The sequence below is a fragment of the Maribacter corallii genome (assembly GCF_047345415.1).
In the GTDB taxonomy this organism is placed as follows: Bacteria; Bacteroidota; Bacteroidia; order Flavobacteriales; family Flavobacteriaceae; genus Maribacter_C.
Genome location: NZ_JBLFEP010000004.1, coordinates 1 through 14572, shown reverse-complemented (window position 1 = coordinate 14572; position 14572 = coordinate 1). Strand labels below are relative to the sequence as shown.

The following is a 14572-nucleotide window of genomic DNA, read 5'->3' as shown; positions in this document are numbered from 1 at the left end:
GGAACTCCTTAAAATGTAAAACCGGCTGATGGTATGCTGATTGGGGGGCTATAGGCGTCTAAACATCAAGAGGCGTACATCGATTCCGCCGTCATGGTCCATATGTGGTATTTTAAGCGTTAAGGGGTTTCTTCCTTTCTGAAGTTTTATGGATCCCAGAACCTTGGGACGAAAATCTTTGACATACGATTCTATTCGCGCATCACGATCGTCCTCCATTCCGGTTAATGGAGGGTCATGTGGTTCTACTATCCGTGTGACCAGAGTGCTGTGCCCATGTGATAATTGAACGGCTACTCCCGCATTTTCTGGTTTCATCGTATAGTAGAGTTCCACTTCAAAAGTCCCACTTGCTAGTACTTCGACATCCCAGACTACGGAATCCTTGGTGCTCGTCCAATGGGTAAAAAATGTATTGTTCGGATGCTGATTGCTTCGTTCGATCTTGCCATGCGGAATACCGTCACGTGCAGGAATTTGCGTGTATATGTAATCGGGATGTCCAAGCGTAAATGGTCTGTCATCTTTTTTAGGTGGGGCAATTGTTGCTAACCACGCAGTTTTGGTTGCGATCAGCGAATCGGTCACCTTGGGAGAGCTTTTCGAGATATCGATGGTCTGCCCACGATCTTCGTTCATTGCATATAGTCGATTCTCATGATCCAAACGATACTCTTGGGTGCGAAGGCTCGTTTTGCCATTCCAGTAATTGAACAATGTTCTTTTTTTCCATTCCGTATCGGTTTCAAAAAGTAAGGGACTCAAATCCCGTCCATCAACGGGTTTCTTTGTTTTGGCTTCCGTTCCAGTCAGACTTGCCAATGTGGGCAATAGATCGATAGCTCCGGCAATTTCAGTTATCTTTTTTCCTGAGCTGAGGTGACCCTTCCATTGCATGAAGAAAGGGGAGCGCACCCCACCTTCATCCGTTGAACCTTTTCGACCGCGCATGCCTCCATTATAGCGCCATCCATTTGGTCCATTATCGGAAAGATAAATCACTATGGTGCGTTGTTCGAGATCGAGTGCCTTGAGCTTACTTGTAATCCGACCCACATTGTGGTCGATGTTTGTGACCATGGCTAGTGCCGCCTTTGTGAAATTTTCATTTTCCGTTTCTTGACCTCCATACCTTAGTTTTAGGTCTTTATCCTTAAAAGAGTTCCAATACTCCTCCGGGACCTGCATTGGGCTATGAGGCGTATTTAGCGGTAAATACAGGAAGAAAGGTTGGTCTCTGTTCTTCTCGATGAACTCAAGTCCATGGTCTGTAAGATCATCGACCAAAAATCCGTTACCCTTGACAATTTTTCCGTTATGTTCGAGCATGGGGCTAAAGTAGTTGCCCCAATGCCCTGAAGCGAAACCGTAGTAATCATCGAAACCTCTTGAATTTGGGTGATAAGGGGCCTGCATGCCATTGTGCCACTTGCCATAGGCAGCCGTTTTGTAACCTGTTTCCTTTAAGATTTCCGCTATGGTAGTTTCCCCAAGGTTCATTCGTTCGCCACCGGCCGATGTGCGGTACACGCCCAGTCGACCAGAGTAGCGACCGGTCAATAATTCCGCTCGGGTGGGAGAGCATACCGGTTGTACATAGAAATTCTCGAAAGAAATCCCATTTTCGGCCAGCGCATCGATATGGGGGGTATTGAGGTTGGTATTACCGGTATAACTCAAATCGCCCCAACCCTGATCATCGGCCATGATCAAGATGATATTGGGTTTGGTATCGACCCCACTTTTTGATGCCGTGTCGGACGGATTCTTTTGTTTGCAACCTAGAACGATACCGAATGCAATGAATAGAAGCGTCTTGCGAATGTGAAAACACTTTAAAGCGATAGCGGTTTCAAAAGGCGTTGTTTTCATAAATGGTTTTTAGCGGACATTCTAAAAGTCTTAAAATTCCGGTACAACGCCAAATCGAAGTTTTAAATGGCCGTGGTTTTGACCAGAGAAGAAATCTGACTATCTTCAAAACCGTATAAACCGAATGACCACCAAATGTATTATTTTAAGTGCCTGAGGGTCTTTTTCATTACCCTGTCCCTGATAATCTGCAGTTGTTCCGAAGAAAAAAACAATTTTGTTTTAAATGGCAGTCAAAAAAAATGGCAGCCTATTACGCTGACTTTCGATGGTCCACAAGTCTCCGAAACGGATAGTATCAACCCTTTTTTGGAGTATAGCCTTTTGGTTCGCTTTTCGAACGGGGATGAGCAACTTCCCGTACTAGGGTATTTTGCGGCCGACGGGGATGCGGAAAATACAAGTGCCGTATCGGGAAACAAATGGCGCGCAAAATTTTCCCCGAACAAAACAGGAATCTGGAAATTCGATGCCTATCTGATGCAGGGCGAGGATATTACGGTCACTCCTTTCGTTGAACCTGAAAAAGGAAATACTCTTTGGAAGGTATCCGGAGATTTTGAGGTTACCGAGGCTGATAGTACCGCCAACGGTTTTTATGGTACCGGAAAGTTGGCCTATGTAGAAGACCACTACTTGCGAGCGTCCGAAACGGGAAAGGCTTTTTTAAAGAACGGCGTAGGTAGTCCGGAAACGTTCTTGGCCTATTACGAATTCGATGGTACCGTTAAGAAAGAGGGGGCATATACCCCTACACTGAACAACGGATTACATGAGTATCCTGATCATCGAAAAGATTGGAAATCCGGTGACCCTACCTGGGCCGATGGAAAGGGCAAAGCGATTATCGGGGCATTGAATTATCTCGCTTCCAAAGGAATGAACAGTCTTTATTTCCTGGTCATGAACGAACATGGTGATGGAGATAATATATGGCCGTGGATCGACCCTTTTGAGCAACGGCGGTATGATGTCAGTAAACTGGCCCAATGGGAAAAAGTGTTCACCCATATGGACGGATTGGGTATGGCGATGAACCTTTTTACACAAGAGACCGAGAACGACACCATTTTGAACAAAGGCGAATTGGGACTTGAACGTAAGCTTTATTATAAAGAGCTCGTCGCTCGATTCGGGCATCATTTGGGAGTGGTCTGGAATTTAGGGGAAGAAACCAATAGAACCCCTGAACAATTAAAAAGCTACGCTTCATATATACGTAGTATCGATCCTTACAATCACCCGATTGCCGTGCATAACCATGTGCGCATTACCGGAGAACGATTTCAGGGAAGGCCCTTAGATCCGATTAAAGAGACGCTGACCCCCTTGTTGGGCTTTAAGGATTTTGAAATTCCTTCCTTACAAATGTATGATACGACCGAGGTACACACTGAAGTATTGAAATGGCGAAACCTCTCTAGAAAAAACAATAGACCCTGGGTTACCTACTTGGATGAAATCGGACATTGGGATATCGGAATTACCACTGATACCGCTTCGAACAATAATTATGCACAAGTCATGCGCACTAGTCTTTGGGGTAGTTTGATGGCCGGTAGCGCAGGAAATTCATGGTATTTCGGGGGATTGGATACACCAAATAACGATATGGCAGCCGAGAACTTCAGGGCGCGTGACAAATGGTGGGCTATCAGTACCATTGCGAAAGACTTTTTTGAAAATCACCTTCCTTATGATGAGATGGAATGCCGCGATAACCTGCTCAGCAATAAAAAGGCCTTCTGTTTCGCAAAAAAAGATGAAATTTATGTAGTATACTTGCCCAAAGGTGAGACGACCGATTTGCAAATAGGTGATGGTACCTATTCCATTGCTTTTTTTGACCCTATGGCAGGTGGAAAACTACTTGATAGACAGAATGAAGGTTGGAAAATAACAAAACCCAATAGTGTTGAACTTTCCGCATATAATGGCGAGAAGAACAAAGACTGGGTGATACTTATAGGTAAAAGCCAATGAAGGAAAATCGTATGAAATGGCCGGGGAGTTTAGTGATTGGGGCAATAGTGTTCTTGATGTTGGCGTGCTCGGAGGAATCGAACTATATTCCTGTTGTTTTTCCAGGGGAGATCTGGGAAGAGCGACTGCCTGAAGAGCTTGGGGTAGATTCCCACAAACTTCAACAAGCCTTGGACTATCTCAAGGGCGAATCAGGAGAAGACGGCTTGGACGAGGTCTTTATTGTCAGAAAGGGGTATGTTATCTATCAAGGGGATAGTATTTACAAGAAGCACAACATCTATTCCTCAAGCAAATCATTTACTAGTAGTGTCCTTGGCCTCCTCAGCGATTTTGATATCGCGCATACCTATACCAAAGCCGCAGAGATCGATCCTGAAATGGAAATGTTATATCCCGATGCAAAGCTAAGACACTTTGCCAGTATGACCTCGGGTTACAGCGGTATGGGTGTAAGCCGGTGGAATGAACCTAGTGAAGACTGGTCGTGGACCCCGTATGCCATTGATGAGCCCTTGTTCGAGCCAGGAAGTGCATATGCGTATTGGGATGAGGCACAGATGATGTTCGGACGCCTACTGACTATGAAGGCCCAAAAGACTTTGAAGGAAGTATTCGATGAGCATATCGGTAGTGCCATCGGTCTTGGGGAATACGAATGGGTCACGGAAGGAGAGGTAGACGGCATTCCTATAAACAACGGATGTACAGGGGTGCTGATCAATGCGGAACAATTAGCTCGTTTCGGCCATCTTTATCTCAACGAGGGGCACTGGAAGGGCAAGCAACTGTTATCGCGGTATTGGATCAAAAAAGCGACTTCGAATCAGGTAGACACCGATAGGGTGGCCGATACGGATCGAAAAAATGTAGATGGTCGCGGGTGCTATGGCTATAATTGGTGGGTCAACGGAATGATGCCTACAGGAAAATACCATATGCCCGACGCCCCCAAATCACTTTACTATGCTAGCGGTCTGCATAACAATATGTGTTTTGTTATTCCGGAATGGGACCTGGTTTTTGTACGACGAGGCGAAGATGGCAACCCCGCCAAGGGCAAACCTTTTGTCTACAATGAATTTTTTAAACGAATGGCCCTGGCCATTGAAAAATGACCACAATGCGAATTGTAATGCTGATTTTAGGTATGGTGTTTATGCTGTTGCAGTCTTGCAAACAAAAAACCGAATCTGAAAATGAAAACGCTCCAGAGCAACGGTCAAGCAAAGTCAACGAGGTTTTAGATACTATTTTTGAAAAGAAACGACAACCCGAAAAAACGTTGCGGTCCATAGAAGGTCTAGCGGATTCCACCTTTGTACGTCTCGCTGATTTCAGCGATGGTTTTGCCTATGATATGCGCTATGCGACGGAAAACAATTTTCTGAAGGCTAAGGTCTACGACTGTGCGGAATGCTATACCCGCGTAAAGACCGTAAGGGCTCTCTTGGTTGCCAATGCGGAGTTTCGAAGCAAGGGTGTGAAAATCAAGTTCTACGATTGTTACCGACCTAATTCGGTGCAGTATAAAATGTGGGAAATCGTTCCGAATCCGCAATATGTGGCCAATCCAGTGAAGGGGTCTATACACAATAAAGGAGGCGCCGTAGATATTACTTTGGTGACTTTGGAAGGGGAGGAGTTGAATATGGGCACCGACTTCGATTTTTTCGGAAAGCGCGCCTACCATGATAATTTCGATTTGCCCCAGGAGATACTCGACAATCGAAAGCTTTTAAAGGAGACCATGGAAAAGCATGGGTTTTGGTCCACAAGAACCGAATGGTGGCACTACAATCTGCAAGGTGCCCATAAAGATCCTATTGCCAATTTCAAGTGGAAATGTGAATAAAATAAAACATAGTATGAAATACATAGCTCTTATCATATCCCTTATTTTTATGAATCAACTCATGGCACAAGATACCCTTCTACCCTTATGGCCCAAAGATAAAATCCCCAATCGTATTGCTTCTGATGAGAAGGAAGTACATGAACAAAATGGAATACTACGTATTAGTAAGGTTCAAGAACCGACCATCGAAGTCTATTTACCTGCGGCATCGAATGCAACGGGTGAGGCGGTCTTGATTTTCCCTGGCGGGGGATATGGCATTTTGGCCTATGATTGGGAAGGGACCGATATCGCCAAATTCTTGAACGGAAAGGGTATTGCAGGTATTGTGGTCAAATATCGTTTGCCTTCTTCCAACTCGCAAACAGATAAGCACAATGTACCATTAATTGATGCGCAGCGGGCTTTACGTATGGTACGGAGTAGGGCAGAGGAATGGCACATTAAAGACGATAGGATAGGTATTATAGGCTTTTCGGCGGGTGGACATTTGGCTTCGACCTTAGGAACACATTTTGACGAAAAGGTCTATACGCCTATAGATGCTATAGATACCCAAAGTGCGCGGCCTGACTTTATGGCTTTGGGGTATCCGGTCATTTCTTTTGGGGCCATGACCCATGGCGGTTCTAAAACAAATTTAATCGGGGAAAGCCCTGATGCGGCCCTTGTAGATCATTTTTCGAATGAGAAGCGCGTAACGGAAAGTACTCCGCCGACTTTTTTGTTTCATGCCACGGACGATACGGCGGTTCCGGTGGAGAATAGTCTATTGTTTTATAGCGCTCTTAAAGAAAAGGGTGTTCCGGCCACGATGCATATTTACCCAGAAGGTGGCCATGGCTTTTCATTGGCACGAAAAAACCCACATCTTAGTGGGTGGACGGAGCGAATGTATGAGTGGATCGCCAGTCTGTTTTAGATTCCATTATTTTTTATCAAAAGATAGTACGACATCAGTTCAACTTTTATATTTTTGCAATCCAATTTTGAATGCTAAGGCTATCGGAATTTGGAACTTTAATTTTTGAATTTACAGCTTCAGCTGTTATTTCGGGAGGTAGCCCTTCGACTTCGTTCAGGATAAACTACACTAGGTAGTATTCGGTTCGTTGCGAGAAACTATTGGTTAGGAAGGATGTTCAGATGTTCTTTTTAATTTCGGGATGTAGCGCAGTCCGGTAGCGCACTCGGCTGGGGGTCGAGTGGTCGCAGGTTCAAATCCTGTCATCCCGACGAACCACTTTTCAAGTGGTATTAAAGCACTGTTAACTGACTGGTTGACAGTGCTTTTCATTTTTTATGAATTCATCCGATATCATCTAATATCATATAAAAGGTGTAGAGTTCGGTGAATGGATTGGTACGATGGTTGTGCATAATTTTGGTAGTAGATAGGGCTATTTATAGTCGTCTTTGCAAACAAGGTTTGTTTAATTCAAAAGACTCGTATCATGCGCAACAACAGCACTTTAGCAGTACTCATTTTTACAAGAGACATTAACTACAATCCCGAAAAACTCACAATCTATGCCCGTATAACCGTTGATGGAAGGCGTGCTGAAATCAGTTTAAAACGCAATACCTCGGTGAATGTTTGGGACGTTTCCAAGGGAAGGGTCATCGGGACCACTTCCAAAGCGAGGTTGCTCAACAGCTATCTTGACGAGGTATACGTCCAGATTCTTGACGCCCACAAACAGCTTTTGCGGGAGGGCAAGGTCATTACCGCACAGGCCGTAAAGGCCCGTTTTCTGGGGCAGGACGACCAACATAAGACCCTAAAGGAGTTAGTCGCATATCACAATACAAATATGGACTCCGTGTTGAAATATGGTACAATGAAAAACTACTACTCCACCGAACGATATCTACACAAATTCATCAAAGACAAATTCAAGACCCCCGACATCTACCTGAAACAATTGAACTATAGGTTCATCGTCGACTTTGAACAGTATCTGTTAAATTATCGACCTGAGAGGGCAAGGAAGACCTGTTCCAATAATGGAGCTATGAAACATCTGGAACGTTTGATGAAAATGACCAACCTTGCCGTGAAACTGGAATGGTTGGAAAAAGACCCTTTCCATCAATTTAAACTCAACTTTCAGAAACACAATCGAAGCTACCTCTCGGAAAGGGAACTGCAACTAATAGAGGAGACTACCTTTAAAGCAGGATATGAAAAGGTTAGGAACGTATTTCTCTTTTCCTGTTACACAGGTCTATCCTATGTTGACGTCAAAGAACTATTTCAAGAACAATTAGTCCTGGGAATTGACGGCAATTACTGGCTACATACCAAAAGGGCCAAGACCGATGAGATTGTGAAGATTCCATTATTGCCAAAAGCAAAAGCCATAATCAAAAAATATTCCGATGAAATGAAAAATAGTCCAAGTGGTAAATTACTCCCAGTTTTTAGCAATCAAAAAGTGAACAGCTATTTGAAGGTAATTACCAAAGCTTGTGGAATACATAAGAACATTACGTTCCATTCTGCCCGTCATACGTTTGCTACGACGGTAACACTTTCCAATGGAGTACCCATAGAAACAGTCTCGAAAATGTTGGGCCATGCTAAGCTAACGACCACCCAGATCTATGCAAGGGTCTTGGAAAAGAAAGTCGGGGAGGATATGCAAGACCTGATGGACCTTTTTGAAGCAAAAAAGAAACAAAGAAGCGAAGCCCCCAAATCTTACCATAACTGAAATGCGCATGGTCCCTGTTTGATTTTTGTAGCGTCCCGATAGGTAAGCGTAAAGCAAAAATAGAATAGGGCGCATCCTACTTTTTTTGTTATTGAAAAGCCTTTTTTAGGGTATTCAAAACTTAGGAGTGAAACGGAGAAGATTTGAATAGCAAGAGGACAACGCGCTAAAGCGACGTTGTGTATTTATTTTTTGATTTAAATAACTGATAATCAATAAATTAAAATACATTTTAAAGCTACAGAAATTGTCAAAATTGTAACAATCAGCAATATAACCCCTATGAATACGGGAATAAATCGTAACAATCGTTCGAAAAAGAAGTAAAAAATGGACGGATTCGGAACTATACGGCTACATCATAGAACCATTAAAAGGTTCAAGGGGTTTTCAAGTAAATTCAAGAGCTCTTATTCGGAAACCCTGGAAGCGGTTATGGACTTTTTCGAGTGGCATGGAATTTTGCCCTCCAAACGTTTTGCTGACCAGATTAATAAAGAAGAGGAGAAGACAAGGAAGAGGGTAGAGTCAGCAATCGCCATAATCCGAAATATCGAGAAGACACAGACGCTGCCAACTAATATTATGCTGGAAGCTTTGTTCGGAAAGCATGAAATCGTACGGCAAAGAAAAGAGCCGAAATTGGTGGAAACGAAGTTCGAAAAGCTTACCAGAGAAGAATGGAACAAAAAGGAAAACAAAGTCTCACGGATTAAGTATGACCGGCTTAAGGAAAAGCACATTTCCAATTTGGAGCGAATGATAGCTACCTTGAACAAGGTCGAAAAGATCAAACCCAGATTTGGAAAACCCTATCTGAAATTGGAGATCAGCCCAATGGAATTGGCCAAACTTAAAAGACAATTGACAAGACAAGTATAAAAAATGCCTCGCAAGCAGATTAGTTTGGTAAGGATTTGGGACTTGCAGCACGAAACTTCGTTTCGCTTGCCTAATTTGGATTGGAGTTTGAACCTTTGAATTGATGACTGACTCTTACTACCCTAAACAACCAAAAAAAGTCAGCTTCGGCTGAATGTGCTACAACGGTCTCGGCTATGATTCCGTTGCGAGTAAAATCCGAAGGATTTTCCGAGTAGGAATCGGCCGATTAAAAATTTTATGAGTTGAAGTTATGGAAAATACAGCAATGGATTATAGCCATTGTTGTGCAACGTTTTTTATTTATTTTCTCTTTTCTTTTTTATGAATTTTCCAATGAAAACAATTCCCATCGCTTGAATCAAAGTGTTTAAAAAGAGTAATGTCAGATTATTGATTTTCCAAAATTCAGTATCATTCAGTATCAAAGGGAATCCTTCTTTAAAATGTCCGATTGGAAATCCGACAATACTATTTATAATTCCGTTTAATTCCAACTGTTTTTGATTCACATCGTCTCCCATTGATAAGATTCCCAAAACTACTATCAATATTGACAGTCCAATCAAGATAAAAACCATCATTAGTATTACTTGATAAATAGTTTTTGTTCGACTTTTCAAAATTTAATGTTTCGTATTCGGCTTATGTTGCACAACGGTTGAGCTATGAACAGTACGGGAGCAAACTAGCATTTGCTTTCCGCCATGCACATAGCGAAATCTTTTGGTTTTCTTTTTTCTTTGTCCCGCTAAAAAGCAAAATCCTAAAGATTTTGCGGACTTCATAAAAATAAACAAACCCAGCGACTTAGCCCTTAGCCCGTATTGTTTATAGGTTTTGTTATCTTCTGTAGCGACCCATCCAAGTAAACACGTCCAACTAATCCGTTTTCCATTCCGCCAGAGTGAGAAGTCCGTGCGTATTGTTTTTTGTAACTGGTTTTGCAATTGACCTAAGTGCTTTAAATAATTTTGTTTAGGAAAATTTTTTGAAAGTATATTGCAAAATCTGTAACCTAATTGAATTGACAATAATCATATAGATGTAACTTTTTAAAGCAAGAAAAATGAATGAATTTATCTTTGGACCCGGAATTGTATTAGTCGCATTATTTGTTGCCGCAGGATACACAATCTACACTTTTATTAAAGCTTCGCATTTAGAGCGAATGGCTAAAATCGAAAAGGGCATTGACACAAATGCACCCTCGAACAAAAATCGATACCTAGAATTGAAATTAGGAATGTTAATGGTCGGTATTGCTTTCGGTTTGCTCTTGGCTTACCTAATAGAAAAAACTTTGAAAATAGACGAAGTGGTTTTTTACCCATCTTTTATGCTCTTATTCGGTGGAATAAGTCTTATCGCATCATTTTTCTGGGCAAAAAGAATACAGAAAAAAGAATAGCCCTTTATGGATGCCCATTACATAAATGAGGTTTTAAAAGGAAACACAAATGCTTTTGGTTATTTCATAAGAACGTATCAAAACAAGGCTTTTGGGGTGGCTATTTCAATCGTAAAACATGAAAATGATGCAAAAGATGTCGTTCAGGACAGTTTTATTACTGCCTATTCTTCGCTGTCCAACTTTAGACACGATGCAAAATTCTCAACTTGGTTTTATCGAATAGTTGTCAATACCGCATTGCAGTTTATAAAACGGGAAAAGCGAAAAGATGAAGTAGTGGGAGAATACTCAATTGCAGATGATGAAAAAACCGCATTCAATAATGCCATAGGTCAATTGCAAAAACAAGATTTAAAAAAACTGATAAAAAAAGTATTTGAGAAAATACCTGCAAAAGAAGCCTTGATTTTGCAACTGTATTACATCGATGACCACAGCATGGCGGAGATTGAAGAAATAACTGTCTTTACCAAAGCAAATGTAAAAGTCCTTTTGCACCGAGGAAGAACAAGTTTTTATAAGGTACTAAAGGATGAAAAGATTAAAAAACCCTATTAAAATGGAAGATAAAGACCACTTAAAAGAAATCCTTGGGAACATTGACCAAGTTAATGAGCCTATTGACCTAGAGGGAGTTATTTTGAAAACAATACAGAAACACGAAAGTTCAAAAGTTCAAATAGCCCGTTACAAAGCAAATGGCTTTAAAGCTATAATCGTGTCAGGCATTTTAATTGTAATTCTCGGAATACTCTTTAGTCTGCCAAGCAGCGTTCGCACGTTTGAACATTCGATTGTAACGTACACTTCGATAGTCTTAACGCTACTTGTCATTTTTATTCAACTAGAAATGGGAAAAGCAAAAATATTTAATAATCTGAAAAACAATTTATCATGAGAAATATAGAAGCGAATAAAGGAAAAGAAAATCGTACTGATTACTTGAAAATCAAAATGTTGGGTTTTCTAATGTTACTGATGAGTTCGGTAAGCATAAATGCCCAAATGACTGCGACCCAAATTGATAGTATTGTCGAAAAGGCGATTAGCACTCTAGATAATACAGCGGGTTTTGCAATTGGGGTCGTCAAAGACGGTAAAATTGTGCATGTAAAAGGTTATGGCAGAACCTCCGTTGATTCAAAAGAGGTGGTAACCGCCTACACCCCTTTTGGCATTGCTTCAAATTCCAAGGCTTTTACTTCCGCTGCTTTAGCAATTTTAGTTGAACAAGGAAAAATTAAATGGGAAGATAAGGTCATAGATTATATTCCTGAATTTAAAATGTACAACGATTATGTTACGAACAACTTCAATATTCAAGACCTTTTGACACATCGAAGTGGTTTAGGGCTTGGTGCAGGTGACCTTATGATTTTTCCTGATGGTTCGGATTTTACTATTGATGACGTGCTTACCTCTTTTCAACATTTTCAACCAACGACAGCTTTTAGGACAAAGTTCGATTACGATAATTTGCTGTACTTGGTTGCAGGGGAACTTACTGCCAGAGTTAGTGGAAAAACGTGGGAAACATTTGTTGATGAACAAATTCTAAAACCCTTACAAATGGATAATTCCTATTCCAGCTACGCTAATGCGTTCAAAAATGATAAAATTGCCGTGGCACATTCTTTTGATGGCAAATCGCTCAAGGCGATACAAAGTCCACAATCAGATTTAGATGCCAATAAAGAAAAGTTGAATGGTGCAGCAGGCGGAATTTGGGCTAGTGCAAACGATATGTGCAAATGGATGTTGCTACAATTGAACGAAGGCAAATATGGTGTTGATTTCAACAAAACGTTATTCTCGGAACAACAGCAACAAGAAATGTGGCGTGTTCACACGCCTATGAATAAGCAATCAGACCCAAGGTCGCCTTTTAAATCGCACTTTTCGGGGTATGGATTAGGTTGGTTTTTGTCGGATTTTAACGGTTTTTTCAAAGTTGAACATTCGGGATTAATTGCAGGGATGTCCTCGGAAGTAACTCTGATTCCAGAACTCGAACTTGGCATAGTCGTGTTGAACAATTCCGAGGGAGCTGGTTTTTTGAACGGTTTGATGGGTTTTATTTTATTAGATGAATATCTAAAATTGGAAACTGGTATCAATTGGTTCGAAATGGCAAAGGGTATGCAACAACAAGGTCAGCAAATGGGTGACCCTGATTCGGAAAAAGTTTGGGCCAAAGTAGAAGAAAATAAAAGTGTAAAAGTCAATAAGGATAGTTATGTCGGAATATATGAAGATGATTGGTTCGGAAAAGTTGAAGTTTTTAAGAAAAATGGGGCTTTATGGTTCAAATCGAAGAAGTCTCCAAGACTAAATGGTAAAATGGAATTTTACAAGGAAAATACTTTTGCCATAAAATGGGAATACCAAGATATGAAAGCCGATGCCTTTGCCATCTTTTCGCTAGACGAAAACGGAAAAGCTGAAGGCATTAAAATGAAAGGAATTTCTCGTTTTATAGATTTCAGTTTTGATTTTCAGGATTTGGATTTAAAAAGGATTTCGGATAATCCTACAGTCAAGGGAAGAACAAGATAAGCACTTATTCAAGCTAAGAAGTCCCGTAAAACACTAGTCTTACGGGATTTTTTTGTCCGTAATTTTGACAAGTCCGATTTTTTATTCCCGTCCGAGTAAAAATTCCAGCGTACTGCTTTTCAATTCCGAAAAAGTATGAAATCAGTCCATGATTTTTAGCAACTCCGTTCTTTCAGTTTGGCGCAAAATTCGAAGGAAGAATGTTTTTTTAAGCCATTGAAGATAACGGCTGGGCTAAGGTTCGTTGCTGTGATTCGTCCGAAGGACAATCCAGCCGAACCTAAAGATAGCTTATTGCGCGTGATTTCCGTTTAGGAAATCCGCAAGCAATGAATTTTAGGCTTTGTTGGCAACTGGCTTTATATTTCGCAAATCCGAAATAGCTTTGATTTTCCATCAAAACGATTTTCGGATAATATTATGTTTTGTTCGTTTAATTTTCTTTTGTCTTTTCTTCTCAAATGAGGCGGTTCATACCCACATTCCAAATAGTACTTCTTATTTAATTCAAGTTGATAATTGTCAAAAAAATCCGCACGCCAATTTAATTCCTTTTTTGATTTTTTCTCAACTTTAACATATTCAGATTCAAGTCCGTTTAAAGGTCTTGTTGTCTTTCTTGAAATTATATTACCATCTTCAGAGTAAACCCCGAAATAAAAAGTCAAATACAAGGGGTTTATCCAAATGTCCGAATCAGTCGGATTTTCAATGACAAAAGTCACATTGTTTTGGGAAGATAAGTCAATACACGTATCAATTTCCAATTCCATTTTCAGGTCTTGAGAAAAACAGATACTTGAAATCAATATCACGATTATATTTAGTATACATCTGTTCATTTTTCAGCTTGTTGCCAACGGCTGGGCTAAGGTTCGTTGCTGTGATTCGTCCGAAGGACAATCCAGCCGAACCTAAAGATAGCTTATTGCGCGTGATTTCCGTTTAGGAAATCCGCAAGTAATGAATTTTAGCCATTGTTGTAGTTTGTTTTTACTGCAGAGCAAAGGTTATAGGAATAGATAATTTCACATTGGTATAGTTGCGTTCTTTTGTCGGTGGAATGAATAGAGGGCCTTCTTTTACTAGTCTAATTGCCTCCTCCCCAATACCAAAACCGGGATTGTTTGTAACACTGTAATCCGATTTTACAAAGTTTTCGTCCATCTGGAAATTGACATAGACTTTTCCTGAAACTCCATACCATTGAGCTTTCTCAGGATATCGAAATTCTCGGCTTATATGTTTTAGGAAACCAGCATCTCCGCCAAGGACAAGTCCTTTAATTTC

14 protein-coding genes and 1 tRNA gene are annotated in these 14572 nt (G+C 40.9%); 11 read left to right on the top strand and 4 right to left on the bottom strand.

Features of this window, described 5'->3' with window-relative positions; all coding sequences use genetic code 11:
• Nucleotides 1-48: 48 nt before the first annotated feature.
• On the bottom strand, nt 49-1872 hold the full coding sequence (locus ACKWCA_RS14410) for an arylsulfatase (protein WP_413978921.1): 1824 nt from the start codon (nt 1870-1872) through the stop codon (nt 49-51).
• 135 nt (nt 1873-2007) lie between these two features.
• On the opposite strand from ACKWCA_RS14410, the gene ACKWCA_RS14405 reads away from it, so the two are divergent.
• From ACKWCA_RS14405 to ACKWCA_RS14375, 7 genes are all read left to right on the top strand, one after another.
• Nucleotides 2008-3855, top strand: coding sequence for a DUF5060 domain-containing protein (locus tag ACKWCA_RS14405; RefSeq protein ID WP_413978920.1), 1848 nt, complete (start codon nt 2008-2010; stop codon nt 3853-3855).
• Nucleotides 3852-4973, top strand: a complete 1122-nt coding sequence (locus ACKWCA_RS14400; RefSeq protein WP_413978919.1) for a serine hydrolase domain-containing protein — start codon at nt 3852-3854, stop codon at nt 4971-4973. The genes ACKWCA_RS14405 and ACKWCA_RS14400 overlap by 4 nt, the downstream gene beginning before the upstream one ends.
• 5 nt (nt 4974-4978) lie before the next feature.
• Nucleotides 4979-5710, top strand: coding sequence for a M15 family metallopeptidase (locus ACKWCA_RS14395; RefSeq protein ID WP_413978918.1), 732 nt, complete (start codon nt 4979-4981; stop codon nt 5708-5710).
• Nucleotides 5711-5723: 13 nt separating this feature from the next.
• Complete coding sequence (locus tag ACKWCA_RS14390; protein WP_413978917.1) at nt 5724-6635, top strand: alpha/beta hydrolase; 912 nt, start codon at nt 5724-5726, stop codon at nt 6633-6635.
• Nucleotides 6636-6875: 240 nt separating this feature from the next.
• Nucleotides 6876-6949 (top strand) — tRNA-Pro (locus ACKWCA_RS14385).
• 218 nt (nt 6950-7167) lie between these two features.
• Entirely contained in the window at nt 7168-8430 is a 1263-nt protein-coding gene (locus ACKWCA_RS14380) for a site-specific integrase (protein WP_413978916.1), read from the top strand.
• 330 nt (nt 8431-8760) lie between these two features.
• Nucleotides 8761-9312 (top strand): BfmA/BtgA family mobilization protein, encoded by a 552-nt coding sequence (locus ACKWCA_RS14375; RefSeq protein WP_413978915.1) that lies wholly within the window; start codon nt 8761-8763, stop codon nt 9310-9312.
• A gap of 299 nt (nt 9313-9611) precedes the next feature.
• Here ACKWCA_RS14375 and ACKWCA_RS14370 read toward each other — a convergent pair whose 3' ends face one another.
• Entirely contained in the window at nt 9612-9935 is a 324-nt protein-coding gene (locus tag ACKWCA_RS14370) for a hypothetical protein (RefSeq protein ID WP_413978914.1), read from the bottom strand.
• Nucleotides 9936-10381: 446 nt separating this feature from the next.
• Here ACKWCA_RS14370 and ACKWCA_RS14365 point away from each other — a divergent pair, with 446 nt between their 5' ends.
• The 4 genes from ACKWCA_RS14365 to ACKWCA_RS14350 are packed head-to-tail and all read left to right on the top strand — an operon-like array spanning nt 10382 to nt 13282.
• A complete protein-coding gene (locus ACKWCA_RS14365) occupies nt 10382-10723 on the top strand; it encodes a DUF6249 domain-containing protein (RefSeq protein ID WP_413978913.1) in 342 nt (113 codons plus the stop codon).
• 6 nt (nt 10724-10729) lie between these two features.
• The gene (locus ACKWCA_RS14360) at nt 10730-11284 is read left to right on the top strand and encodes an RNA polymerase sigma factor (RefSeq protein WP_413978912.1); all 555 of its coding nucleotides are present in this window, start codon (nt 10730-10732) and stop codon (nt 11282-11284) included.
• 1 nt (nt 11285) lies between these two features.
• A complete protein-coding gene (locus ACKWCA_RS14355) occupies nt 11286-11624 on the top strand; it encodes a hypothetical protein (RefSeq protein WP_413978911.1) in 339 nt (112 codons plus the stop codon).
• A complete protein-coding gene (locus tag ACKWCA_RS14350) occupies nt 11621-13282 on the top strand; it encodes a serine hydrolase (protein WP_413978910.1) in 1662 nt (553 codons plus the stop codon). Before ACKWCA_RS14355 ends, ACKWCA_RS14350 begins: the two co-directional genes overlap by 4 nt.
• A gap of 359 nt (nt 13283-13641) precedes the next feature.
• On the opposite strand, the gene ACKWCA_RS14345 is transcribed toward ACKWCA_RS14350, so the two are convergent.
• Nucleotides 13642-14055, bottom strand: a complete 414-nt coding sequence (locus ACKWCA_RS14345; protein WP_413978909.1) for a hypothetical protein — start codon at nt 14053-14055, stop codon at nt 13642-13644.
• A 220-nt stretch (nt 14056-14275) separates the two neighbouring features.
• Nucleotides 14276-14572, bottom strand: a 297-nt coding sequence (locus ACKWCA_RS14340) for an energy transducer TonB (protein WP_413978908.1), incomplete at its 5' end; no start/stop codon positions are given.